Origin of the sequence: Nakamurella leprariae (assembly GCF_016918035.1) — a bacterium.
Taxonomy (GTDB): domain Bacteria; phylum Actinomycetota; class Actinomycetes; order Mycobacteriales; family Nakamurellaceae; genus Nakamurella; species Nakamurella leprariae.
Genome location: NZ_JAERWK010000019.1, coordinates 34,342 through 57,657, shown reverse-complemented (window position 1 = coordinate 57,657; position 23,316 = coordinate 34,342). Strand labels below are relative to the sequence as shown.

Here is a 23,316-nt window from a genome sequence, read left to right as displayed (position 1 = left end):
CCGATCGGATCCCACGCGAGTCAGAGCCGATTCGACGATGAGGGGCGCACATGTTCACGGTCGACGTCGCCACCTGGCTGGCCGGCAGACGGGCAGTGGTCACCGGCGGAGCGTCGGGCCTGGGCCGGGCGGTGGCCGCCCAGCTCGCGGCCGGCGGCGCCGACGTGTGGACCATCGACCTGTCGGCGGCCCGTGAGACCCAGCACCACGGCGCCGGCACCATCCACCAGATCCCCGGTGACATCACCCGGGAGTCCGACGTCGACGACTTCCTGGCCGCCGTCACGCACGACGGCGCTCCCATCGACCTGCTGGTCAACAACGCCGGGATCGGCGGGCCCTACGCCCCCGTCGAGGACGTCGACCTGGACGCGTTCCGGACCGTGCTGGACGTCAACGTCATGGGTCAGGTCATCCTGACCAAGAAGGCCGTTCCGTCGCTGCGCGGCCGCTCGTCCCGGCCCGGTGCATCCGGTGCCGACGGCGGCCCGGCCAGTGTCGTCTTCGTGTCATCGGCGGCGGGGAAGCTGGGGTACCCGATGCGCTCGCCGTACGCCACCAGCAAGTGGGGCGTCGTGGGGCTGACCAAGACCCTGGCCTGGGAGCTGGGCGCGGCCGGGATCCGGGTGAACGCCGTGCTGCCCGGCATCGTCGACACCCCGCTGGCCCGGCAGGTGCTGGCCGATCGCTCGGCCGCGCTCGGCACCACCTCCGACGAACTGTGGGGTCGCTTCCTGAGCCGCAACGCACTGCCGACCCCGGTGGTGGTGGACGACGTGGTGAACACCGTGCTGTTCCTGCTCAGCCCGCTCGCCGGGCACATCTCCGGTCAGGCCCTGTCCGTGGACGGCGGCGCGGACAGCATCGCGGTGATGGACCGGTGACCGCGCCCGACACCGCCGTGGTGGTGACCGGCGCGGCGAGCGGGATCGGCTGGGGCATCGCGTCGCTGCTGCTGAGCCGCGGCACCGGCGTGGTGGCCGTCGACCGGAACGCCGACCGCCTCGCGCAGCTCGCCCGCGAGCACGACGGCCGGCCGCTGAGCACCGTCGAGGCCGACCTCGGCAGCGGCGCCGGCTGCGCCGCCGCCCTGGCCGCGATCGAGGCGACGGGCCGCCCGATCAGCGGGCTGGTGAACAACGCCGGGATCGGCACCACGTCGCCGTACCTGGAGTCCGACTACGAGACGGCCCGGACGGCGATGGCGGTGAACGTGCTGGCCGGCATGGAGCTCACCCGCGGCCTGCTGCCCGGGATGATCGCCCGCGGCGGTGGTTCCGTCGTGAACATCTCGTCGATCGCCGCCCACCTGGGTGGCGGCATCTTCGGCGACACCACCTACGCGGCCAGCAAGGGCGCGGTGCTGTCCTTCACCCGGGGCATCGCCCGGGAGTTCGGCCCGGCCGGGATCCGCTGCAACTCGGTGGCTCCCGGCGCGGTGATCACACCGATGAACGAGCACCTGGCCGACCAGCACGGCGAACGGGTCCGCGGCATGGTGCCGCTCGGGCGGCTGGGCACGGTCGAGGACATCGCGGCGACCGTCGCCTTCCTGCTCTCGGACGAGGCCGCGTACATCAGCGGCAGCACGTTCACCGTCGACGGAGGGATGTCCCGACCATGATCGACCACCCGCTGCCGCTGCTCGAGCGCAGCATCGCCCAGCGTGGCCCGAAGACCGCCATGCGATTCGGGGACCGGGAGATCTCCTACACCGAGTACGGCCGGCTGGCCGAGGTCGCGATGACCCGCCTCTGGGAGGCGGGGGTGCGCCGCGGTGACCGCGTCGGTCTGCTGTTCACCAACAGCCCGGAGTTCATGGTCACCGACCTCGCGCTGCTGCGGATGGGTGCGGTCGAGGTGCCGATCAACCCGATGCTGGCCGACGGCGACATCGCGTACCTGATGGCGCATTCCGGCGCGACGTGCCTGGTCACGCTGGAGGACCTGGCCCAGAGCCGACTGCCCGGCATCCGATCGGCCGAGCCGCGCGGCAACTGGCGGCACGTCTCGTTCGGGGACGGCCTGCGGGCCGACGGGCCCGTCGAGGTGCCGGCCGGGGCGCTCGATCCGTCCGGTCCCGGGGACGACGCGGTGATCTTCTACACCGGCGGCACCACCGGACGCCCGAAGGGCGTGGTGCACACCAACGCCTCGGTGGGCACCAACTGGCTCGCCCACATCATCGAGGGCGAGATCCGCCGGGAGGACGTGCTGCAGCTCAGCAGCCCGCTCTCGCACTCGGCCGGCCGGTTCGCCGCCGCGGCGTTCATCCGCGGCGCGACGGTCGAGCTGGGAGTGAAGTACTCAGTGGACGACCTGATCTCGGGCGTGCTGCACCGCGGCGTCACCTGGACGTTCCTGGTGCCGACGATGATCTACCAGCTGCTGGACGCGATCGACGGGACCGGTGAGGATCTGGCCGGGCTGCAGACCATCGTCTACGGGGCCTCGCCGATCACCCCGGCCCGGCTGCGGCAGGCGCTGAGCACGGTCCGGGCCGGGTTCATCCAGCTGTACGGGCAGACCGAGTGCCCGAACTGGGGCACCACCCTGTCCAAGACCGACCACCGGCGCGCGCTGGACGAGCCGGAGCTGCTCACCTCGTGCGGCGCGTCCGGCACCCTCTGCGAGGTGAGCATCGCCGCCGAGGACGGCGGCGTCGCCGCACCCGGCGACGTCGGCGAGGTGCAGCTGCGGTCGCCGTACCTGATGCGCGGCTACCTGGACAACCCGGAGGCCACGAGCGAGGCGTTGGTCGACGGCTGGCTGCGCACCGGCGATCTCGGCCTGCTCGATCCGAACGGCTACCTGCATCTCAAGGACCGGGCCAAGGACATGATCATCTCGGGTGGGATGAACGTGTACTCGAGCGAGGTGGAGAGCGTGCTGCAGCGCTTCGACGGCATCTCGCAGGTGGCCGTCATCGGCGTCCCGCACGAAACCTGGGGGGAGGCCGTCACCGCGTTCGTGGTGGTGAAACCCGGTGACACGGTGGATCTGCCGGCGCTGGACGCGTACGCACGGCGGGAGCTGGCCACCTACAAGCGGCCGAAGTCGATCGAGCTGGTCGACGCGCTCCCGCTCACCGCGGTCGGCAAGCCGGACAAGAAGGCGCTGCGGGCGCCCTACTGGACGTCCGCCGACCGCCAGATCACCTGACGGTCAGAGCCTCTCGATGATGGTGGCGTTGGCCATGCCGCCGCCCTCGCACATGGTCTGCAGGCCGTAGCGGCCACCGGTGCTCTCCAGCACGCCGAGCAGCGTGGTGAGCAGCCGGGTCCCGGAGGCTCCCATCGGGTGGCCCAGGGCGATGGCGCCGCCGCGCTGGTTGAGCCGGGCCGGATCCGCCTTGAACTCGTCGGTCCAGAGCATCGGCACCGGTGCGAACGCCTCGTTGACCTCGTAGGCGTCGAGATCGGCCAGGTCCAGGCCGGACCGCTGCAGCACCCTGTGGGTGGCGGGCAGGATGCCGTCGAGCATGACCACCGGGTCGGAGCCGCTCACCGAGAAGGCGTGGAACCGGGCGCGCGGGGTGAGGCCCAGTTCCACCGCCCTCGCCTCGTCCATGATGAGCACCGCGGACGCGCCGTCGGTCAGCGGCGAGGAGTTGCCCGCGGTGATGCGCCAGTCGATCTGCGGGTACCGGCGGGCGAAGTCGTCGTCGAAGAAGGCCGGCCTGAGCCCGGCCAGCGACTCGGCCGTGGTGCTGGGCCGCACCGTCTCGTCGACCGTGTGCAGGCTGCCGTCCGGCAGTCGCACCGGCACGACCTCCCGGTCGAAGGCGCCGTCGGCCGCGGCCGTCGTGGCCCGGCGGTGCGACTCGGCCGAGAACTCGTCCAGCGCAGCGCGATCCAGGCCCCACCGGACCGCCAGCAGCTCCGCGCCGATGCCCTGGTGCGGCAGCCCGTCGGGGTAGCGCTCGGCCAGCGGCCCGAGCGGGTCGCCGCCCCGGGACGGCATGCCGATCGGCACCCGGCTCATCGACTCGACGCCGCAGGCGATGACGATGTCGTAGGCGCCGGCCGCGACCCCCTGCGCGGCGAAGTGGGCGGCCTGCTGGCTCGACCCGCACTGCCGGTCGACCGTGGTCGCCGGCACCGACTCGGGGAATCCCGCCCGCAGCACCGCGCTGCGGGTGATGTTCAGCGCCTGGTCGCCGGCCTGGTCGACACACCCGCCGATGACGTCGTCGACCGTCTCCGGATCGAGCCCGTTGCGCTCGACCAGCGCGGTGAGGGTGGCGGCCAGCAGGTCCACCGGGTGCACCTCCGAGAGCGCACCTCCGGGCCGGCCGCGGCCCGAGGCCGTCCGCACTGCGTCGACGATGACGGCGTTGCCCATGGTGTGTCCTCCCGGGTTTCGTTGATCCAGGCTAACGGAGCGGGCGCATCGCGCCGAGTTGCGGGCCGCGGCATCCCCGGGATGCTCGTCGACGGTGCCGGCTCGCCGACCCCGCGACGGGGTGGGGTCGGCCCGGCCGCCCGGGACGATCGGGCAGGGGCTCCGTCATGACTGGATCGTTTCGGCGCCGTCCAGGTGACCGGTGGGCTGACGCCGGGTCAGCCCGCCTGCGGCGGCCCGCTGCTGCCCCGCACCACCACGTGCGTGGGCAACACCCGGCGCCGGTCCTCGCCGCCGGGTCGGTGGCTCAACCACAGCTCGGCGGCGACCCGGCCCTTGTCCTGCAGCGGCTGGTGCACGGTGCTCAGGCCGGCCGTCGCGGCCTGCGGGATGTCGTCGTAGCCGGTGACGGTCAGGTCGCTCGGGACGTGCAGACCGCGGGCCCGGGCCGCGTCCAGCGCCCCGAGCGCCATCACGTCCATCAGCGCGCACACCGCGGTCAGCTCGGGACACCGGGTCAGCAGCGCGTGCAGGGCGTCGGCCCCGGCGGCGGCCGAGTTGACCGGCCGTTCCTCGATCGGCAGGTCGGTCACCCCGACCTCGGCCAGCGCGTCGGCGATCCCCAGCACCCGGCGGTGGTGCACACCCACCGGATCGGCGGCCACCCGGGCCAGGCCGACCGGGCCGCTGTACCCACCGCCGCCCGCGGTGATCACCCCGATGCGACGGTGCCCCATCGCCACCAGGTCCTCGGCCAGCTGCCGCGCCCCGGCCCGGTCGTCCGGCCCGACCCAGTCCGCGCCCGGGAACGGCGCTGGTGAGTCGACCACGACGGTGGGCAGCTGGCGGTCCCGGATCTGCCGCAGGGACGGGTCGTCCTCCCGCACCGAATAGACGACGAACCCGTCCACCACAGCGTTGCTGACCGCCCGGCCCGGCACCTGTGCGCGTCCCGCCACCGGCTCGCTGGAGATGAGCAGCAGGTTCAGCCCCGCGCCGTGGCACCCGGTGGACAACCCCTCCAGGAAGGCCACCGCGCCGGGATCGCTGAACGCGGCCGGCAACCGGGCGGTCAGCAGCAGGCCGAGCGTGTCGGTGCGACCCCGGCTGAGCTGCGCGGCGACCGGATCGGGACCGGCGTACCCCTGTCGTTGCGCCTCCGTGCGGATCTGCTGCAGCAGCCCCGCCGACAACCGCTCGGGTCGGTTGTAGGCGTTGGACACCGTGGCCGCCGAGACGCCGACCGCCCGGGCCACGGTGGCCAGGGACGGCCGCGACGGGCCGGGGCGACGGGGCGACACGCGGGCAGGGTATCGATCACGTCAACCCCTTCAATTCGGCAGCACCAATCCGGCCGGCACCGGAGGTCAGTGGAACCGGTTGTTGAACAACGATTCTGGCTAGGACGGAATGCCGTTTGAACTCGGGCGGTTGAAGCGGTTCAATCGAGGACAGGCCGGGCCACCACCGCCGACCGTCCCGCCGTCGCACTCGTCCCGCTCCGAAAGGCCTCCGGTGACCGTCTCGCCTCCCACCGAACGACCCACCGACGTGCTGGTCGACGCCCCGACCGAGGTCGCCCCCGCGCCCACGCCGCCCACCGGCGATGCACGCTCGCCCTGGTGGCGGTCGGCGGTCATCTACCAGATCTATCCGCGCAGCTTCGCCGACGGTGACGGTGACGGGATGGGCGACCTGGTCGGGGCGCGGCAGCGGCTCGGGTACCTGGCCGAGCTGGGCGTGGACGCGATCTGGCTCAGTCCCTTCTATCCGTCGCCGCAGGCCGACGCCGGGTACGACGTGGCCGACTACCGCGACGTGGAGCCGGCGTTCGGAACCCTGGACGACGCCCGGGCGTTGGTCGCCGAGGCGCACGAGCGGGGACTCCGGGTGATCATCGACCTGGTGCCCAACCACACCTCGGAGGCGCACGCCTGGTTCCAGGCCGCCCTCGCCGCCGGCCCCGGCAGCCCGGAACGGGCCCGGTACGTGTTCCGCGAGGGACGCGGCCCCGACGGCGACCTGCCGCCGAACAACTGGACGTCGAACTTCGGCGGCCCGGCCTGGACCCGGCTGCCCGACGGCTGGTGGTACCTGCACCTGTTCGCCCCGGAGCAGCCCGACCTGGACTGGACCAATCCCGAGGTCGCCGACGAGTTCGACGACGTGCTGCGCTTCTGGCTGGACCTGGGCGTCGACGGGTTCCGCATCGACGTCGCCCACGGGATGGTCAAGGACCAGTCGCTCCCCGACCTGGACGACCCGGTCGGCCACCACCTGCTGCTGGCCACCGACGATGGCGACCACCCGTACTGGGACCAGGACGGCGTGCACGAGATCTACCGGCGCTGGCGGCGGGTCATCGACGCCTACCCCGGCGAGCGGATCTTCGTGGCCGAGGCGTGGGTGCCGAACCCGGACCGGTTCGCGCTGTACCTGCGGCCGGACGAGCTGCACACCGCCTTCAACTTCGACTTCCTCGAGGCGCCCTGGGACGCCGCCGCCGCGCGGGACGTGGTGGACGGGACACTGCGCCGGCTGCACCGGGTCGGCGCACCGGCCACCTGGGTGCTGTCCAACCACGACGTGATCCGGCACGTGACCAGGTTCGGCGGTGGCCAGCTGGGCCTGCGCCGGGCGCGGGCGGCCACCCTGCTGTCGTTGGCCCTGCCGGGCGGCGCGTACGTGTACCAGGGCGAGGAACTCGGCCTGGAGGAGGTCTTCGACATCCCGGCCGCGGACCGGCAGGACCCGGTGTTCTTCCAGACCGACGGGGATCGGCTCGGCCGGGACGGCTGCCGGGTGCCGCTGCCCTGGTCCGGCACCGCGGCGCCGTTCGGCTTCGGCCCGGCCGGCACCCCGTGGTTGCCGCAGCCGGCCGACTGGGGCGCCGTCACCGCCGCGGCGCAGGACGGCGACCCGACCTCCACGCTGACCTTCTACCGCACCGCCCTGGCCGCCCGGCGGGCCGAACCGGCGCTCGGCGACGGCCCGATGCGCTGGATCGACACCGCCGAGCCGACCCTGCTCGCCTTCTGGCGGGGCGACGGCTTCGCCTGCGTCGTCAACTACGCGGACGAGCCCACGCCGCTACCGACCGAGCTGGCCGGTGGGCGGGTGCTGGTGGCCAGCACCGACGACGCACTGACCGGTGGCGTGCTGGCGGGCAACGCCGCGGTCTGGGTGCGGATGGCCGGCTGAGGCGGGTGTTCACGGCGTTCCCGCACTCACCGATCGACGGAGCGCACCCGACCGGTCGACGATCGCGCGGTTGGCTGCTGACCGACTTTTCAGCACTTTAGCCGCAGCGGCTAAACTCGACAAAAGTCGGTAAGCTCGGTCCGTGGACCCAGTGGCCAACCCGTACACACCGAACGCTGGCGCCGAGCCTCCCCTCATCGCCGGCCGCAACGACCAACTGGTGACCTTCGATGTGCTGTTGCGACGGTTGAGCGCGGGTCGGAGCGAGCAGTCGATGATCATCACGGGGCTCCGCGGCGTCGGCAAGACAGTTCTGCTCGGTCGATTCCGCACCAGAGCGCTGTCCGAGGACTGGGTCGTGATCGAGGCAGAGATCGCCAAGCACGACGACTCCGAGTTCCGGCGGCGGATGACGGGCTGGGTCCGAACTGCATTGTTCGAGCTGTCACCCCGCGATCGGTGGGGCGGGCGACTCAAGCGCGCAGCCGGCGTCCTGAAGTCGTTCTCGCTGTCGATCGACCCGTCGGGTGCGCTGACGGCGGGCGTCAGCGGCGAAGCCTCCTTCGGCCACGCCGATCACGGAGACCTCCAGCAGGACCTGTCAGACCTGTTGGTCGCGGTGGGAGAGGCCGCACAGGACGCCGGCCGCGGGATCGTGTTGTTGCTCGATGAAGTGCAGTTCTTGAACAAAGTCCAACTCGAAGCGATCATCGCCGCACTGCACAAGACGGTGCAACGGAACCTGCCGGTGACGATGGTCGGGGCCGGTCTCCCGCAGATCGCCGAACTCGCGGGTGACGCCAAGTCGTATGCCGAACGGCTCTTCAAGTTCCCGAGGATCGGCACTCTCGGGCCCACAGATGCAGCATCCGCGCTCCGGGACCCCGCGATCGCGGAGGCCGCTGACTACGACGACGCTGCCCTCGCCCTCGCCGTCGACGTGACCGGCGGGTACCCGTACTTCCTGCAGGAACTGGGCTACGCGGCGTGGGGTGTCGCGCCAGGGCCGGTGATCGCTCGAGCGGACATCGAGCGCGCGATGCCCATCTACGAGTCGAAGCTGGATGAGTCGTTCTTCACAGTGCGCCTCGATCGCGCCACCGGGATGCAGCGGATGTACCTGCGCGCCATGGCTGAACTCGGACCTCAGCCACAGAAGGCCGGCGACGTTGCCGAGAAGCTCAACCGGACGTCGCCGCAAGTCGCGCCGACCCGGAGCGAGCTCATCAACATGGGCCTGCTGTACACGCCTGAGTACGGGTATGCGGCGTTCACCGTCCCGCATTTCGATCGGTACATGAAGCGTGCGATGCCAGAACTGGTACAGCCGGAGGGACGTCCCCGCGGACGCCGCCCCTGACTCGTCGCGACTGTTGTGGGATCAGCCAACGGAACCAAGGCGCCCAAGCAGCGGCGCGGAGATCGACAGCCGGCACTGTGACGTGCATCGGCCGTCCGGTCGGAACCGGCCGTCGTCGGATACCGTGATCGGCCGCGTCACAGAGGCGCACGACACCGGAACAGCAAGGTACCGACGCTCATGACGCAGACCGCCACGCCGATCGCGCTCGCCCTCGACGACGTCACGTTCCGCCGTGGCGACCAGACGATCATCCCTGGCCTGTCGGTGACCGTCCGGCGCGGTGAGCACTGGGCGCTGCTGGGCCCGAACGGCGCCGGCAAGAGCACGCTGATGAGCCTGGTCGGCGCGGTCGCCCACCCGTCCAGCGGCACCGTCCGGATCCTGGACAGCCAGATCGGGCGGGTCGAACTGCAGGCGCTGCGCCGCCGCATCGGGCACGTGAACCCGCGGCACCCGCTGCGCTCGCCGCTGACCGTGCAGGACGTGGTGCTCTCCGGCCTCACCGGCAGCGTCGATCTGCCGCCCCGGTGGCGGGCCGACGCGGACGAGCTCGACCACGCCACCCGGCTCATCGAGCTGTTCGGCCTGGGCGGCAAGGCCGAGAAGCGCTGGCCCACCATGTCCCAGGGCGAGCGGGGCCGGGCCCTCATCGCCCGCGCCCTCATCACCGACCCGGAGCTGCTGCTGCTCGACGAACCGTCCACCGGACTGGACATCGGCGCCCGCGAACAGCTGCTGGAGACGCTCGACCTGCTGGCCGTGACCCGGCCCGAGCTGACCTGGCTGCTGGTCACCCACCACCTCGAGGAGCTGCCCACCACGACCACGCACGCCATGCTGCTGACCCGCGGGCAGCTGGTCGCGGCCGGTCCGGTGGGCGAGGCGCTGACCAGCCGGGCCGTCACCGAGACGTTCGGCTATCCGATCGAGGTCGTCGAGGGCGACGGCCGCTGGGCCGCCCGGACCGGTCGGACGGCCATCGCCGGCCGGGTCTGATCCCGCCTCACCGGACCGCGGGATCCTGCGCCACGGCATCGGTGCGCTCGCCCGAGCCGAACTGCTGGGTCCCCAGCACGGCCAGCAGCGCCAGCTTGCCGGCCGCCTCGCTCCGCGGCGGCGCGGTGAGCACCAGCAGCACCTGGGACGCGTCCTCGGTGAACAGCGCCTGGCAGTCCACCTCGATCTCGCCCAGCTCGGGGTGCAGCAGCACCTTGTGGTCCTCGAACCGCCGGCCCACCTCCTGGGCCTCCCACAACCGCCGGAACTCCGGGCTGCGCCGGGTCAGGTCGCGCACCAGCTCCCCGGCCCGCGAGTCGGCGCCCATCCCGCCGTACGCCGCGCGCAACGAGGCGACCTGGGCGCGGCTCTGCCGGTCGTGGTCGGCCGTCGGGTAGACCGCCCGCGCCCGCTCCGGATGCACGAACCAGCGGAAGATGCCGCTGCGCTCCAGCCCGGTCGACGCGCTGGCGTCGCCGAACAGGGCACGGGCCGGACCGTTCTGCACCAGCACCTCGTCCAGGGCGGACAGGATGAGGGCCGGGGTGTCGGTCAGCCGGTCCAGCACCCGCAGCAGACCCGGCGCGACGTGGTCCCGCCCGACGACCCGGTCCGGCGCACTGTGCCCGGCGACCCGGTACAGGTAGTCCCTTTCGTCCGCGGTCAGCCGCAGCGCCCGGGCCAGTGCGGCCAGCATCTGGGTGCTCGGCTGCGGCCCGCGTCGCTGTTCCAGCCGGGTGTAGTAGTCGGTCGACATGACCGCCAGCTGGGCGACCTCCTCGCGTCGCAGTCCGGTCGTGCGCCGGCGCGCTCCCGCGCTCAGTCCCACGTCGCCCGGCTGCAGGCCGTGGCGGCGGCTGATCAGGAACTCGGCGAGCGCGGGGCGATCCACCCCTCCATACTGCGCACCCGGGTGCCCGACGACCAGGGATCGGCGATCCCCCGATCACCGCGCTCTGCCTCGGCCGCCGCGGCACCCGAAGACTCGGTCCCATGCACATCACCGGCAACACCGTCTTCATCCCGGGCGCCACCAGCGGGATCGGCCTCGCCCTCGCCCTGCGGCTGCACGACCGCGGCAACACCGTCATCGTCGGCGGTCGCCGCACCGAGCTGCTGGACCGGATCACCGCCGAGCATCCCGGCCTGCACGCCGTCCGCATCGACACCACCGACCCGGACAGCATCAGGATCGCCGCCGAGCAGGTGCTCACCGAGCACCCCGAGCTGAACGTGCTCATCCCGATGGCCGGCATCATGCGGGCCGAGGACTGGACCACCCCGGACGGGTTCCTGGCCACGGCCGAGGAGACCGTCACCACCAATCTGCTCGGGCCGATCCGTCTCATCGGCGCCTTCATCGAGCACCTGCGCAGCCGGCCCGACGCCACCATCGTCACCGTCTCCTCCGGGCTGGCCTTCGCGCCGCTGCGCATCACGCCGACCTACAACGCGACCAAGGCGGCCATCCACATGCTCAGCGAGTCGATCCGGCTGCAGCTGGCCGACACCTCCGTCCGGGTCGTGGAACTCGAACCACCGGCGGTGCGAACCGATCTCATGCCGGGCCACGCGGAGAACGAGACGGCCATGCCGCTGGCGGACTTCATCGACGAGGTGGTGCAGCTGATCGAGTCGCACCCGGAGGCCACCGAGATCCAGGTCGAGACGGTCAAGTTCCTCCGCTACGGCGAGGCCCGCGGCGACTACCCGCAGGTCGTGGCTGCGCTCAACCAGCACGACCCGCACGGGAAGTGACGCGGCTCAACCGGTGAGCGGTAGCGGCCCGTCGCCCACGCCGACCAGGGTGTCGGTCAGGCGGCGGCCGCCCCCGGCGGTGACCATGCAGTCGGCCAACCCGCCGGCCGTCGGCGGCGGCTCCAAGGACAGCTGCAGGGCGCCACCGGCGGTCGGGTCGGCCAGGCCGGTGCGATGGCGCACCTGGTCGGCGCACGACGCCAGCACCTGGTCGCGCGGGGCGGCTCCGCCGTCGGGATCGCCGCCGGAGTCGCCGGTGCGGTCATCGCTGTCGCCGTTGCCGATCAACCGGGCGATCACCTCGGCCTCGTGCGGGGCGGTGCACCGCACCGGCTGCCACGCGCCGGTGTCGGAGCGCGCCCGGCACACGGCCAGGTCGGACGGCCGGTCGGCGGTCAACGTCGGCACCGGCGCTCCCGCCCCGCGGTCCGGCACCACCACGCACGCGGTCCACTGCTGCCCGGCGGCCCGGGCCGGCGCCATCGGCCCGACCAGCAGCACGCCGATCACCGTGGCGGGCTGCCAGATCAGCCCGGCCCGGTCCCGCAGGTCCAGCATCGGCGTCAGGCGACGACCGCTGCGCCACACCGCCTCCCGCGAGGCGCACGACATGCCGGACATCCGCACGTACCTGGCGCTGTCCACCGTCTCCGGCAGTGTCGTGCCGAACGACCGCCCGATGACCAGACCCACCGAGCGGTCGTCACAGGGCGCCGGCGTGGCCGACGGGAACGCCCCGACCACCGGGCCCGAGGTGGGCTGTTCGCGGACCAGCGCCTCGTACAGCCGGGTCAGCTGGGCGACGCACTGACCGACCACGGGCATCCCCGGCGCGGGGATGGCCCGGCCCGGCACGGTGTGCTCGACCCCCGACAGCAGCAGCGCAGCGACGACCGACAGCAGCAGGGTGGCACCGGCCGCCCGACCGCCGGGACGCCCGTGAGGGTGCATGCGCCGAACCTCCGCCGAGAACCGGTGTCAGCATGCGCGTCACCGGTCCGCTCCGCCGGGTGGCGGCCTCAGCGCAGCAGCCAGGTGTCCTTCGAACCGCCGCCCTGCGAGGAGTTGACCAGCAGGCCCTCGGACTCCAGGGCCACCCGGGTCAGCGCGACGGGCGCCACCACGGTGTCCTCGCCGCTGAGCACGAACATGCGCAGGTCCACGTGCCGGGGCACCAGGTGCCCACCGATCAGCGTGGGATGGGTGGAGAACCGGATGACGTCCTGGGCGATGTACCGGTGCGGCGCCGCCGCCACCTCCGCCTCCAGCCGGGCCACCCGCTCCTCGGACAGGTCCGGGCCGATCATCACGCCCTGCCCGCCGGAGCCGTCGATCGGCTTGACCACCAGCTCGTGCATCCGGCCACGCACCGCCTCGTACTGGTTCGGATCGGCCAGCACCCAGGTGCCGACGTCCCGCAGGATCGGATCCTCACCCAGGTAGAACCGGATCATCGGACCGACGAACGCGTAGATGGCCTTGTCGTCGGCCACCCCGTTGCCCGGGGCGTTGGCGATCGAGACCCGCCCGGCCCGGGCCGCGTCGACGAGCAGGTCGGCCGCCCGCCGCCGGACCGGATCGATCGAGGTGTCTCCACCGGCCGTGGGCTTGCGGCCCGCATGCACCAACTCGTCGTCGCCGAGCCGGCGGTAGACGACGTCGATCGGCAGGTGCGCGCCGTCGACCATGGCCGCCACCCCGCCCCCCTCGTCCGGGACCAGATCGGCCGGGGTGATCACCGGGACGCCCATCAGCTCGGCCAGCCGCTGGTGCTCGTACCAGGCCGAGTTCTCCGGCCCGTCGGAGAGCACCACCACCTGCGCCATGGTGCGCGGACAGCCGATCGGCATCTGGTCCAGCAGCGCCCGGTGCAGCATCCGGCCCACCTCGTCCGGGCCCTGCACGCCGATCCGGTCGGCGACCTCGGTCAATTCGGGCAGGACCGCCGCGGCGGTGACCCGATTGGCCCGCGAGTAGGCCAGCCCGGACGGCACCCGGAGGTTGTCCTCCAGCACCACCCAGTCGCCCCGCTCGTCGGTGAGCAGATCCAGACCGGTGACGGTGGCCCGCACCTGGCCCCCCGGGGTGATGTCGCGCGCGCCGTGCAGGTAGCCCGGGCTGCGGCGCACCCAGGCGTCCGGGACGATGCCCTCCGCCACGATGGCCGGCGGCTCGTCGGTCGGCCGGTACACATCGGTCAGGAACGCGTTCAGCGCCCGGACCCGCTGGGTCGCCCCACGGGCCAGGAACGCCCACGAGTCGGCGTCGATGATCCGCGGCACCAGGTCCATCGGGAAGGACCGCAGCTCGGTGCCGGTGGCGTTGAGCGCCGGGAAGGTGACGCCGTGCCCGAGCCGCTCGGCGTCCAGCCGGTCGTGCCGGGCGGCCAGCTCGTCGGCACCGAGCCGGTCGAGCACCTCGAGCACCTGGCGGTAGGCCGGCCGGATCGCGCCGAGCGGATCGACCGCCTCGTCCAGCGGCTGCGGTCCGTACCCGGCCGCGAGACCGCCCTGTTGATCGGTGTTGCCGCTCGCCTCACTGGTTCCCGGACGGCTCACGCCATCGCTCCTGTTCCCGCCCCGAGACCGGCCCGGCCGGTGGCCCGCGTCTCCGCCCGCAGCAGATCGACGGCCGCCCGGACACTCCTGGTGCTGTGCTCCGATCGGGCCACCGCCCGCCGCTGCCGGGCGGCGCTGCCCCCGTCGGCCAGCGACGCCGCGCACAGCTCGGCCAACTCGGCGGCGTCACCGGTCCGCTCCGCGTCGTCGCGGACCTCGGCCAGCAGCAGGCCGACCGCCTCGGCCGCGAGGACGGGTCGGAAGGTGCGGGGGTCCAGGAGCACACCGGTCAGCCCGGAGCGGGCCGCCCGCCACCGCGCCGCCTCCAGCAGCTCGACCGGCACCGGGAGGACGCCGCCCGGCTCGGCCGTCTCCCGCGCCACGGCCCGGCAGACCAGCGCCCGGGCCAGCCCGGCGAGCAGCACGACGTCGTCGACCAGCGGGACCGAGTCGCAGATGCGGATCTCCAGCGTCGGCGCGGCGAGCGCCGGGCGGGCGTCGAAGTAGATCATCTTGTCGTCGTGGGCGACGCCGGACGCGACCAGCGCGTCGACCAGGGCGTCGTACTCGGCGGCCGAACGGACGCAGGGCACCGGACCGGCCGTCGGCCAGCGCCGCCAGGCGATCGTGCGGTAACTGGCGTAGCCGGTGTCCCGGCCCTGCCAGTACGGCGAGCTGGCCGACAGGGCCAGCAGGATGGGCAGCCAGGGCTGCAGCCGCACCATCACCCGGACACCGAGATCCCGGTCGGGGCAGTCAATGTGCACCTGCAACCCGCAGATGAACTGCTCCTCGGCCAGTTTGCGGTAGTCCTCGCGCATCTCCTCGTACCGCTCGGTGTGCACCACCGGGATGCCCTCCGGCGACCACAGCGGCGCCGCGCCGGTGCCGATCACCCCGAGTCCGATCGCGTCGGCCGCCTCGACCACCGCCCGGCGGGACGCGATCACGTCGGCCCGCAGCCCGTCCAGGGTCCCGCAGACCCCGGAATTGGTCTCGACCGCCGACGCCATCAGTTCGGGCTTGAACCTGGCGCCGGTGGGCAACCCGGCCAGCACCCCGGTCGACCCGGGGCTGAGCACGCCGGTCGCCGGGTCGACGAGGTGGAACTCCTCCTCGACCCCGATCCGCACCGAACCGCTCACGGCAGCCACCGGGTGAACCAGGTCGACACGGCGACCGCGAGGTCGGCGCGCCGGGACGCCTCCACGATGGTGTGCCCCTCGCCGCGCAGCAACAGCAGCTCGGCCGGCACGCCGTTGGCCCTGAGCGCCTGGTGCGCCCGCACCGACTCCCCGACCGGGACGTTGGTGTCGGCGTCCCCGTGCACCAGCAGCACCGGCACCTGCACGCGCGAGATGTGCGTCAGCGGCGACAGTCGGCGCAGCAGTTCGGCGTCGGACTCCGGGTCGCCGTACTCGGGGACCGACGCGGCCGCCATCCACGGTTCGGTCTCGGCGTAGAAGCCGGCCAGGTCGGACATCCCGGCGTGCGCGGCGCCGGCGGCGAACTTCTCCGGCCAGCGGGTCAGCGCGGTCAGCGCGAGGTAGCCGCCGTACGACCAGCCGTACACGCCGACCGCCTCGGGCCGGGTCAGCCCGGCGTCGACCAGGTGCTCGACGGTGGCCAGCACGTCCTGGAACGAGGTCTCCCGGGCCGCCCCGTCGTCGGACTCCATGAACGACCGGCCGTAGCCGGTGGAACCCCGCACGTTCGGGGCGAAGACGGTCAGCCCGGCGGCCACCATCGACTGGCACAGCAGCCCGTACGCCGGCCGCTCCTGACTCTCCGGGCCGCCGTGCAGCGAGATGACCGTGGCCTCGGGGCCGTGCGCCGACCGCGGCCGGTACAGCCAGCCCTCCAGCGGAGTGCCGTCCGGGGCACGGTAGCGCTCCAGCGTGGGCACCACCAGGTCGGGCAGTGCGTCGACGGGCGGCATGGACGGCAGGCGGCGGATCCGGGCGGTGGACGGCGCGGGCGCCCGATCGGTCAGCGCGGGATGGCTGCGCAGCGGTCCCGGGCGGGCGTCCGACCCGGCGAGCACCGCGCTGGACCCGTCCCGACCGGACCCGGCGCTCACCCCACCGGCGGTGAACACCGCCCCGCCGTCCACCCCGGACGCGGCCTCCAACGGACCGACCGCATCCTGCAATTCGACCCGGTACAGCGACCGCGGTGACCGCGGACCGGTGAGTTCCACCACCAGCGAACGCCCGTCGCCCTGCAGCGACCAGCCCGGCAGCACCGGCTGCGGCAACGCCACCATCGCGGACCGTCGGCCCGCCCCGAGACCATCTCTCCCGAGATCATCGTCCAGTTCCCGGGTCTCCACCTCGCTGACACCACCGGCGTTCCAGACCAGCATGGCCACCGCACCGTCGGCGAAGACCGCGTACGCCTCCAGGTCGGCGTCGTCGCGGGCCGCGCGGACGCGCATCGGACCGGGTGTCCCGTCGTCGTCCAGCTCGACGGAGGCCAGCACCAGGCGTTCCCGGCCGGCGTTGGTGCGCAGGAAGATCGTCCGCCCGTCCAGGGCGAAGCGGCCGTCCTCCCCGAGGTCGGCCCCCTCCGCGAAGTCGGCCCCCAGCACCCGGACCAGGCTGGTGCCGGCGGAGGGATCCGGCTCGGTGAGCGGCGCCGCCGCGCCGGCCAGTCCGGTGGGCGCCAGCACCAGGTGCCGGCGCCCCCGCGGACCGCGCCGGGCCAGGACCCGGCGGCCGTCGGGGCTGACCGAGGTCACCACGAAGAAGCCGCGGTCGTGGGTGGCCGGCACCGTGTGCACCACCCCGGTGACGACGTCGACCAGACACACGGCGGCGTGCGGCGACACCCCGTCGGCCAGCGAGAACGCGTACCGGTCGGCACCGACCCACCCACCGGCGAACACGGTCTCGGTCGGGCCACCGCCGGCCAGCAACCGACGCTCCGAGCCGTCCGGCCGCATCACGTGCAGCTCGGCCCGGATCGACCCGGCCGGCGACACCAGGTAGGTCAACCACTGCCCGCCCGGCGACCAGGCGACCGAGATCGCCTCCTGGTCCAGCACGGTGGTCAGCGGCCGGGGCAGCGAGACCCCGACACCAGGAGCGACCGAGGTCGGGTCGTCCGTCGGCTCCGGGTCGAGATCATCCTCCAGCGCCGCGATCTCGACCCGGGGGGTGCCGCTGCGGTCGGTGATGTACGCGACCGACCGCCCGTCCGGCGACAGCGACGGGCACCACGCCCCGGGCACCGCGGCGATCGTCCGGATCAGGTCCGCCGTCGACGGCCCGATGACAGTGGTGCCGACGTGACCCCTCACGAACCGATCCTCACGCCCCAGATCCTCCCCGATCCCGGCGACGCCCAACCACCGTGCCCGGGAACGACTCGGTTGCGGTGGGAGCCAGGGCCGGCCGGGCACCGCGCGGTCCGGGTCGCGGTGGCCGGGGTGCTGTTCGGGTGCGACCACGGCTCAGCCCACCCCGTGGTGCTGCAGCCACATCTCGAGCAGACCGATCTGCCAGAGCTGGTTGGACCCGAGGTTGGTCCGGAACCGGTTGGGGTCGGTGAGCAGGTGCTGGACGTACTGCGGGCGGAACAGCCCGCGCTGCTTGGCCTCCGGCGCGTGCAACGCGTCCACCACCCGGTCCAGGTACGGACCCTGCAGGTTGATGATCGCCGGCACCGGGAAGTGCCCCTTGGGCCGGTCGATGACCTCGGCGGGCAACACCGAGCGCGACGCCTCCTTGAGCACGCCCTTGCCCTGCTGCGCCAGCTTCAGAGCCGGCGGCACCGCCGCCGCCAGTTCGACGAACTCGTGGTCCAGGAACGGGACCCGGGCCTCCAGACCCCAGGCCATGGTCATGGTGTCGACACGCTTGACGGGGTCGTCGACCAGCATCACCTGCGAGTCCAACCGCAGCGCCCGGTCCAGGGCGCCACCCGCGCCCGGGCGGGCGAAGTGTGCGGCGGCCAGCGCGCGGCTCGGATCGTCCGGGGCCAGCCAGGGCGGCATCAGGATCTGCGCGAGCTCGGCGTGGGTGCGATCGAAGAACCGGCCCGAGTAGGTGCTCAGCGCCCCGTCCAGGTCGTCGTCCACGACGGCGGCCAGCGGCGGGTACCAGTCGTAGCCGGCCAGGATCTCGTCCGCGCCCTGCCCGGACTGCACCACCTTCACCGACCGCGAGACGTACTTGGACAACAGGTAGAAGGCGATGCAGTCGTGACTGACCATCGGCTCGCTCATCGCGTCGAGCATCCCGTCCACCTCGGTGAACAGGTCGGCGGTCGGGACCATGATCCGGTGGTGGTCGGTGTCGAACTCCCGGGCGACCAGGTCGGAGAAGACGAACTCGTCGCCCTCCCGGTCACCCACCCGCTCGAAGCCGATGCTGAACGTCTGCAGCCCGTGCTGGCCCTGCTCGGCCAGCAGCGCGACGATGACGCTGGAGTCGATGCCGCCGGACAGCAGCACGCCGACCGGCACGTCGGCGACCATGCGCCGGCGCACCGCGGTGCGCAGCCCGTCGAGCACCCGGTCCTGCCAGTCCTGCTGGGTCAGCCCGGCGTCCTCGGCCCGGCGGTCGTGCGACGGCGACCAGTAGACCGTGTCGGTGGACCGGCCGTCCGGCTCGTAGACGCGGACCGTGGCCGGCGGGAGCTTGCGCACCCCGGTCAGGATGGTCCGCGGTGGGGGGACCACCGCATGGAAGGTCATGTAGTGGTGCAGGGCCACCGGGTCGATCGAGGTGTCGACGTCACCGGCGGCGAGCAGCGCGGGCAGGCTGGAGGCGAACCGCAGCCGGTCCCCGCGATGGCTCAGGTAGAGCGGCTTGATGCCGAGGCGATCACGGGCCAGCACCAGCCGGCCGGTGGCCCGTTCCGACACCGCGAAGGCGAACATGCCCTTGAAGTGCCGGACGCAGTCGGTGCCCCAGCGGTGGTACGCCTTGGCCACCACCTCGGTGTCGGACATGGAGAAGAACTCGTAGCCGGCCGCGCGGAGCTCGTCGCGCAGTTCCCGGTAGTTGTAGATGCAGCCGTTGAAGACGACCGACAACCCCAGCGCGCTCTCCACCATCGGCTGCGCGCCGGCCGCGGACAGGTCGATGATGGCCAGCCGCCGGTGGGCCAGGGCCACCGGACCGCTCTGCCAGACGCCCTGACCGTTGGGCCCGCGCGGCTCCATCCGGCAGGACATCCGGTCGACGGCGGCGAGATCCGGTGCCGCACCGTCGAAGCGGACTTCGCCGCACAGGCCGCACATCGGGCCTCCCGTTGATCTTCGTCGGGCCGAGTGGCGCTCACGCTAACCACGTCGTGTGTCGGTGACATTTCGAGGTTACGAGGGTCACCCGGTGTGGTGAAGGGCCGGCTGGACGCCGCCGGGGTGGACGCCGGGCGGGCACCGATCACCCGTCCGGGAACCGGGTGGTCGCCGCCGGCAACCGCCGGATGTCTCCGGTGTCCGGCGGGTGAACGAGCGCCATCTCACGCTGACCGGGGGGAGACAGATCGGGGTCAGCATGGTTAGCCTTGCCTCACCCGAACGACCTGGAGTGCCGTTGTGACCGTCCCCGTCGTGGTGTTGTCCGGCATCGACCCCGTGCTGTTGGAGGTCGCCGGCGGTGCCCTGCTCGTCGATCTGCCCGGTGCCGTCCTGCTGCGGCACGAGGTCGACGCCCGCTCCGGCCGGCTCCGCCGCGTGCTCGGCGACCTCGGCGGCGTCCAGGAGGACCAGCGGATCGATCTGTCCGACGGCTGCGCCGGGTGCGCCACCACCTCCCACACCGTGCACGACCTCGCCACGCTGGTCCGGCACCGTCGCTCGGGCCCGCCGACCGCCGTGGTCGTGCAGCTCCCGGTCGGGGCGGCGCCGCTGGGACTCGCCGGGCAGCTGGACACCGCGTCGCTGGCCGCCGAGCTCGGTGTGCACCTGGCCGCGGTGGTCAGCCTGGTCGACCTCGACCGGGCGGTGGCCGACCTGCTGGGCACCGCGCTGATGGCCGACCACGACCGGCAGCTGTGCCCCACCGACGCCCGGTCCGTGTCGCATGCGCTGTCCGCCCAGCTGACCCCGGCCGACCTGGTGCTGACCAGCGGGGGCAGCCCCACCGGCCGTGCCCTGGTCGACCAACTCCGGGCAGCCGACAGCGAGCGCGCCGACCTGCTGCACGCCGGTCCCGAGTCCCTGCTGCGCCGGCACCGCCGGCCGGGTACCGCCGCCCGGCGCGCCGACCTGCGCGAGCTGCCGGCCGGAGCGCCCACCCAGGACGGCGGCATCTGGACCATCACGCTGCGCTCGCGGCGACCCCTGCACCCGCAGCGGTGGCGGCTCATCGCCGAGAGCCTGCACGACGCCCCGGTCCGCAGCCGCGGCTGCTTCGCGCTGCCCACCCGGCCCGAGCAGTCCTGCGCGTGGGACGCCGCCGGCGGCCAGCTGCTGGTCCGCGGGCTCGGCGGCTGGGACGGTGCCCCCGCCCGCACCCAGCTGTCCTTCACCGGCGTGCAGGGCGAGCGGCCGAGGATCACCGCGGCGTTCGAGCGAGCTCTGCTCACCGACGACGAGCTGGCCGCCCATCCGCGGGCGTGGTCCGACGTCGACGACGGACTGGACCCGTGGCTGGGTCTGCGGGAACAGGTGGTCTGAGTTCGGCGGCCTGCACTCGGCTCGGTCGCCGCGACACCCGCTGTACTCGGCCAGCAGGGCCTGTTCCCGCGCGTGCGCTGGGCACCGCCACCACACCAGCAGGGCGCCGACCACCGTGGCCAGGACGCCGACGCCGTGTTGCCCGGTCGGCGCCGTGCAGGAACGACTGCGGCCGCGGCGATCTGGTCGGCGTACTGCGGAGACTGCTCGGAGATTTGCACCGCCCCGCCGAACGACCGCTGCAGCTGGCCCTCCACCTGCGTGGTCAGCTCGGCCTGCACACTCGGCGATGCCTCGCCGGCCGCGGTGATCTGCCGGGTGATCGCCGCCGTGTAGCCGGCGGCTCCACCGCGGGCGGGACGCGGGTCCGTTCCAGTCAGTCGGCTCCGGGTCCGCCGTCCTGCTCGCGCGCCTTCATCTCGGCCTCGAACACGTGCGGGGCACCGCCCATCAGGTCGTCCCGGACCCGGTCCGCCGCGGCCCGGAAGACCTGGAAGTAGTGCTCGTCGTACTGCTCGACGAGCTGGAAGGTCCAGAAGCCCGGGAGGACGTCCCGGCCCACCAACGCCTGGTCGATGTCGTCGGCGAGCTCGGTGGCACCGGCCTCGCGCAGCGCCGACACCGCGTCCTGGAGCGCCAGATCGGCCTCGCCGCTCATCCGGTGGAACCCGTAGAGCAGACCGCGGGCCTGCTCGATGACCTCGAACGCGGCCGACACCTTGCCGGCGGCGTCGACGAGTGCATCGGACGCCCCGTCCGGGCGCGGGTGCGCGACGGGCCGCTCGGGATGCTTGGCGAATCCGAACCGGGCGAGCAGGGACGGGGTGGTCGCGGTGGAGGCGTCGATCATGCGGAACAGGTGCCCACCGACGGCGCCGGATACGCGGCCCGATCACCCGACCTGGGCACCCAGCTGCAGCAGGGTGACCCGGAGCAGGAACGCGGCCTCCGGACCGATCACGCCGTCGACCAGGTCGAGGAACCGTCCGACGAACGCCGGCCCGTGCGGGGCCAGCCGGAGCTGGTCGTCCGCCGCCAGGTGGTGGGCCAGCTCGTGCAACACGACCAGTTCCCGCAGCGCCCACGGCCGACCGTCGGCGTCGCGACCCACCGGTACCGCGAGGACCGCACCGGCCCGCTCGTAGTGGGCCCGGCCGGCGCCGGCCCGGGCCCGGACGGTGACCGGTTCGACGGCGCGGGGCCACCGCGCCCGGATCCAGGGCAGCGCCGTCACGGCGGCCAGGTAGGCCTGCACGGACTCGACCGACGCGAAACGGCGCTCCACCGGCAGCGTGACGGTGGACCCGGCCACCTGCACCGTGGCCGCGGACCGGCCGTCGACCGCACGGTCGAACGCCCCGCGGACCAGCTGCTCGGCGTCGTAGACCAGGGAACGCTGGCCGTCCCGCTCGGGGCCGTCCCGCTCGGGGCCGTCCCGGCGGCGTCCGGTCGCCCGGCCGGAGGGCGTCATTCCCCGGCGTCCAGCCCCGGCCGGCTGCCACCGATGGCTCGCTCACCGCCCAGGCGGGCGCGCCGACCGGCCCGGTCGCCCGCCCGGCGGGACCGCTCGGAGGCGCCCGCGGTGGCTCGGGCACCGGTCCAGCTGCCTCGCGCCGTCGAGTGCGCGCGGTAGTGCTCGGCCAGCTCCAGCTCACGGGCCCGCAGCGCCAGTGCGACACCGGAGGCCGGCTCGGCCGGATCGCCGGCGCCGGTCGGGCCGGTCGTCACGCCGATCGGATCCGGCCCGGTGGACCGGGCCGCGGTCCGGTGTTCGTCCTCCCGGGCCTGCTGCTCGGCCTGCTGCCGTGCCTCGGCGAGACGAGCGCCGATCCGCGCCGCGAAGGCCTGCTGGAAGTTGATCCGGGCCGTCGTCGCGTGCACCGGCCGGCGCTGGACCTGCACGTCCTGCACCACCCGGCCCCAGCGGTCCCGGCGGGTGCTGCCGGGGACCAGGATCTGCCGGAGGGTCGAGTCGGCCGCGTGCTCCGGGGACGCCAGGTAGGCGTCGCACGCCCGCACCATCTGCACCACCAGCGAGGCGTACATGGCCTCGACCGTGTCGATGTCGCCCTCGAAGCCGTAGGCGTAGATGACACTGGAATCGCGGGCGATGTCGCAGGTCAGGTTGTTGGCTCCGGCGATGGCCAGGAACAGGTGCGCGTAGGTGCGCAGGCCGCGCTTGCCGGAGGTGCCGATGGTGACCACCCGCTGGGTGGGGGCCTCCCGTCGCTCGCGGGCGTCGGTGTGGGCGCGGGCCACGGCCAGGTCGACGGAGGCCAGCGTGGCCAGCCGCTGCGCGGCCTGCAGGTACGCGTCGGCCTCGTGCGCGTTGTCGGTGCCCTCCGCCTTGCGCAACAGCGCGGCGATCCTGGCCAGGTGCCGGTCGGTCATGTCGGCAGGGTGTCACGGGAAGCCGACAACCCGGGTCCGCGAGGGGCCGGGCTGTGGATGGCTCGGCCCATGTG

At 73.2% G+C, this 23,316-nt stretch carries 19 protein-coding genes; 8 read left to right on the top strand and 11 right to left on the bottom strand.

The genetic code is table 11. From position 1 onward, the window contains the following. The first annotated feature begins 50 nt into the window (after positions 1–50). The 3 genes from JL106_RS14555 to JL106_RS14545 are packed head-to-tail and all read left to right on the top strand — an operon-like array spanning position 51 to position 3,162. Positions 51–884: an SDR family NAD(P)-dependent oxidoreductase gene (locus JL106_RS14555; RefSeq protein WP_205261461.1), complete on the top strand. Its 834-nt coding sequence runs from the start codon at positions 51–53 to the stop codon at positions 882–884. Further along, positions 881–1,624, top strand: coding sequence for an SDR family NAD(P)-dependent oxidoreductase (locus JL106_RS14550; RefSeq protein WP_205261460.1), 744 nt, complete (start codon positions 881–883; stop codon positions 1,622–1,624). The genes JL106_RS14555 and JL106_RS14550 overlap by 4 nt, the downstream gene beginning before the upstream one ends. Next, entirely contained in the window at positions 1,621–3,162 is a 1,542-nt protein-coding gene (locus tag JL106_RS14545) for a class I adenylate-forming enzyme family protein (protein ID WP_205261459.1), read from the top strand. The genes JL106_RS14550 and JL106_RS14545 overlap by 4 nt, the downstream gene beginning before the upstream one ends. Before the next feature lie 3 nt (positions 3,163–3,165). Here the strand turns inward: JL106_RS14545 and JL106_RS14540 are convergent, their stop codons facing one another. Both JL106_RS14540 and JL106_RS14535 read right to left on the bottom strand, forming a co-directional pair. Continuing rightward, complete coding sequence (locus JL106_RS14540) at positions 3,166–4,344, bottom strand: thiolase family protein (RefSeq protein ID WP_205261458.1); 1,179 nt, start codon at positions 4,342–4,344, stop codon at positions 3,166–3,168. A gap of 218 nt (positions 4,345–4,562) precedes the next feature. Then, positions 4,563–5,645: a LacI family DNA-binding transcriptional regulator gene (locus tag JL106_RS14535; RefSeq protein WP_205261457.1), complete on the bottom strand. Its 1,083-nt coding sequence runs from the start codon at positions 5,643–5,645 to the stop codon at positions 4,563–4,565. 253 nt (positions 5,646–5,898) lie between these two features. Between JL106_RS14535 and JL106_RS14530 the strand changes: the two genes are divergently transcribed. The 3 genes from JL106_RS14530 to JL106_RS14520 all read left to right on the top strand — a co-directional run bounded on the left by JL106_RS14530 (position 5,899) and on the right by JL106_RS14520 (position 9,904). Continuing rightward, the gene (locus JL106_RS14530) at positions 5,899–7,545 is read left to right on the top strand and encodes a glycoside hydrolase family 13 protein (RefSeq protein ID WP_236007716.1); all 1,647 of its coding nucleotides are present in this window, start codon (positions 5,899–5,901) and stop codon (positions 7,543–7,545) included. 142 nt (positions 7,546–7,687) lie between these two features. Then, on the top strand, positions 7,688–8,905 hold the full coding sequence (locus JL106_RS14525) for an ATP-binding protein (protein ID WP_205261456.1): 1,218 nt from the start codon (positions 7,688–7,690) through the stop codon (positions 8,903–8,905). A 180-nt stretch (positions 8,906–9,085) separates the two neighbouring features. After that, the gene (locus tag JL106_RS14520) at positions 9,086–9,904 is read left to right on the top strand and encodes an ABC transporter ATP-binding protein (protein WP_205261455.1); all 819 of its coding nucleotides are present in this window, start codon (positions 9,086–9,088) and stop codon (positions 9,902–9,904) included. Between the two features lie 7 nt (positions 9,905–9,911). Here the strand turns inward: JL106_RS14520 and JL106_RS14515 are convergent, their stop codons facing one another. Beyond that, positions 9,912–10,796, bottom strand: a complete 885-nt coding sequence (locus JL106_RS14515) for a helix-turn-helix transcriptional regulator (protein ID WP_205261454.1) — start codon at positions 10,794–10,796, stop codon at positions 9,912–9,914. Positions 10,797–10,897: 101 nt separating this feature from the next. Between JL106_RS14515 and JL106_RS14510 the strand changes: the two genes are divergently transcribed. Next, the gene (locus JL106_RS14510) at positions 10,898–11,662 is read left to right on the top strand and encodes an SDR family oxidoreductase (RefSeq protein ID WP_205261453.1); all 765 of its coding nucleotides are present in this window, start codon (positions 10,898–10,900) and stop codon (positions 11,660–11,662) included. Between the two features lie 6 nt (positions 11,663–11,668). On the opposite strand, the gene JL106_RS14505 is transcribed toward JL106_RS14510, so the two are convergent. From JL106_RS14505 to JL106_RS14485, 5 genes are all read right to left on the bottom strand, one after another. Further along, positions 11,669–12,613 carry a hypothetical protein gene (locus JL106_RS14505; RefSeq protein ID WP_205261452.1) on the bottom strand — a complete coding sequence of 315 codons (945 nt, stop codon included), beginning with the start codon at positions 12,611–12,613 and terminating at the stop codon, positions 11,669–11,671. A 68-nt stretch (positions 12,614–12,681) separates the two neighbouring features. Further along, complete coding sequence (locus JL106_RS14500; protein WP_205261451.1) at positions 12,682–14,220, bottom strand: circularly permuted type 2 ATP-grasp protein; 1,539 nt, start codon at positions 14,218–14,220, stop codon at positions 12,682–12,684. Continuing rightward, the gene (locus JL106_RS14495; protein ID WP_205261450.1) at positions 14,217–15,365 is read right to left on the bottom strand and encodes a carboxylate-amine ligase; all 1,149 of its coding nucleotides are present in this window, start codon (positions 15,363–15,365) and stop codon (positions 14,217–14,219) included. Before JL106_RS14495 ends, JL106_RS14500 begins: the two co-directional genes overlap by 4 nt. Then, positions 15,362–17,521 carry a S9 family peptidase gene (locus JL106_RS22160; RefSeq protein WP_205261449.1) on the bottom strand — a complete coding sequence of 720 codons (2,160 nt, stop codon included), beginning with the start codon at positions 17,519–17,521 and terminating at the stop codon, positions 15,362–15,364. The genes JL106_RS14495 and JL106_RS22160 overlap by 4 nt, the downstream gene beginning before the upstream one ends. A gap of 153 nt (positions 17,522–17,674) precedes the next feature. Further along, positions 17,675–19,468 carry an N-acetylglutaminylglutamine amidotransferase gene (locus JL106_RS14485; RefSeq protein ID WP_205261448.1) on the bottom strand — a complete coding sequence of 598 codons (1,794 nt, stop codon included), beginning with the start codon at positions 19,466–19,468 and terminating at the stop codon, positions 17,675–17,677. Between the two features lie 300 nt (positions 19,469–19,768). Between JL106_RS14485 and JL106_RS22155 the strand changes: the two genes are divergently transcribed. Continuing rightward, positions 19,769–20,851: a GTP-binding protein gene (locus JL106_RS22155; RefSeq protein WP_205261447.1), complete on the top strand. Its 1,083-nt coding sequence runs from the start codon at positions 19,769–19,771 to the stop codon at positions 20,849–20,851. A gap of 376 nt (positions 20,852–21,227) precedes the next feature. Here the strand turns inward: JL106_RS22155 and JL106_RS14475 are convergent, their stop codons facing one another. From JL106_RS14475 to JL106_RS14465, 3 genes are read right to left on the bottom strand one after another with little or no spacing between them, the layout of a single operon-like run. Continuing rightward, positions 21,228–21,701: a hypothetical protein gene (locus JL106_RS14475; protein WP_205261446.1), complete on the bottom strand. Its 474-nt coding sequence runs from the start codon at positions 21,699–21,701 to the stop codon at positions 21,228–21,230. Between the two features lie 42 nt (positions 21,702–21,743). After that, entirely contained in the window at positions 21,744–22,322 is a 579-nt protein-coding gene (locus tag JL106_RS14470; RefSeq protein ID WP_205261445.1) for a TIGR04338 family metallohydrolase, read from the bottom strand. Then, a complete protein-coding gene (locus tag JL106_RS14465; RefSeq protein WP_205261444.1) occupies positions 22,319–23,242 on the bottom strand; it encodes a DUF2786 domain-containing protein in 924 nt (307 codons plus the stop codon). The genes JL106_RS14470 and JL106_RS14465 overlap by 4 nt, the downstream gene beginning before the upstream one ends. Between the last annotated feature and the right edge of the window lie 74 nt (positions 23,243–23,316).